The organism is Pseudonocardia sp. SID8383 (assembly GCF_009864975.1).
In the GTDB taxonomy this organism is placed as follows: domain Bacteria; phylum Actinomycetota; class Actinomycetes; order Mycobacteriales; family Pseudonocardiaceae; genus Pseudonocardia; species Pseudonocardia alni.
The window spans coordinates 1-1,351 of the sequence record NZ_WWFY01000253.1; the positions used below are offsets into that span (position 1 = coordinate 1).

Sequence of the window (1,351 nt, forward strand, 5' to 3'; positions counted from 1 at the left end):
CACGGCGAGTTCGACGGCGCCGGTCGCCGCCCGCAGGCGCCGCGGGAGGCGTGGCGCGAGCTGTCCCGGGTGGTGCTCGCCGCAACCGACCCCGCCCAGCCCTACGGCGCGGCCCTGCCCTGGCCGGACACGACCGGCGAGACCCGGCACCGCCCCGGTCGCAAGGCCGGCGCCCTGGTCACCCTGGTCGACGGGGCGCCCGCGCTCTACGTCGAACGGGGCGGGAAGTCGCTGCTGTCGTTCACCGAGGACCGCGACGAGCTGCGCGCCGGCGCCGAGTCGCTCGCCGGGGCGGTGCACGAGGGCTGGCTCGGGTCGCTCGCCGTGGAACGCGCCGACGGGCAGGACTCGCTGGTCTCGGCGCTGTCCGAGGTCCTCACCGAGGCCGGGTTCCGGGTGACGCCGAAGGGGCTGCGGCTGCGGGCCTGACCGGGCACCTACCCCCGTCGGACGCCCGCGGCCGGACCGTGGGGGGGTGCGGCCGGGGCAGGCGCGCGGGCGGCCGGAGTCGGTACACATCTGACGGAGGTCCCCCGTGACGCTCGAACTGGCCCTGCCCGACGGCAGCACCCGCTCGGTGGAGGTCCACCGGGTCTTCAACGCCGGGTACGCCGGACGCGCCCAGGAGGAGGTCGCCGCGCACGTCGCCGAGCTGGCCGAGCTGGGCGTGCCGGCCCCGGACACGGTGCCGGCGCTGTACCCGGTCTCGCCGTACCTGGCGTCGCAGACCGACCGGGTCCCCGCCCAGCACGACCGGACCTCCGGCGAGGCGGAGTGCGCCCTGGTCGTCGGCGACGACGTGACCGACCCGCTGCTGACCGTCGCCTGCGACCACACCGACCGCGCCCTGGAGGTGCACGGCGTCGCGTGGAGCAAGAACGCGGGTCTCGACGTCCTGGGCCGGAAGGCCTGGCGGCTGTCGGAGGTCGCCGACCGGCTCGACGACATCAGCCTGCGCGCGTGGGTCCGTCACGGCGGCAGCGAGGAGCTCGTGCAGGACGCGACGCTGGCCGCCCTCCTCCCGCCCGGATACTGGGTCGACCTGCTGCGCGAGCGCGGCTGGCTGGTGCCCGGCACCGTCCTGCTGTCGGGGACCGTCGCGATGAGGCCGGGGGTCGACCAGTTCGCCGACGCCTGGCGGGTGGAGCTGCACGACCCGGCCACCGGCGACACGATCGGCCTGACCTACGAGGTCGACCGGCTCCCGGAGCCGATCGGCTGACCGGCCGCCCGACGGCGACCGGTCGGCAGGCCCGGTGGACGTGGCCGGGATCGCCTGCGGGCACCCGGCGCCGGCCGTGACGCCCGCCGCATCGGCGGGCGCGGCCGCCGCCCGTATCGGGTGGCACCA

General features: G+C 77.1%; 2 protein-coding genes. Both read left to right on the top strand.

Annotated elements, in window-relative coordinates:
• On the top strand, positions 1-429 hold a 429-nt coding region (locus GTW08_RS06150), incomplete at its 5' end, for a hypothetical protein (protein WP_161151554.1).
• Positions 430-535: 106 nt separating this feature from the next.
• Positions 536-1,222, top strand: a complete 687-nt coding sequence (locus GTW08_RS06155; RefSeq protein ID WP_073578095.1) for a DUF2848 domain-containing protein — start codon at positions 536-538, stop codon at positions 1,220-1,222.
• Positions 1,223-1,351 lie beyond the last annotated feature (129 nt).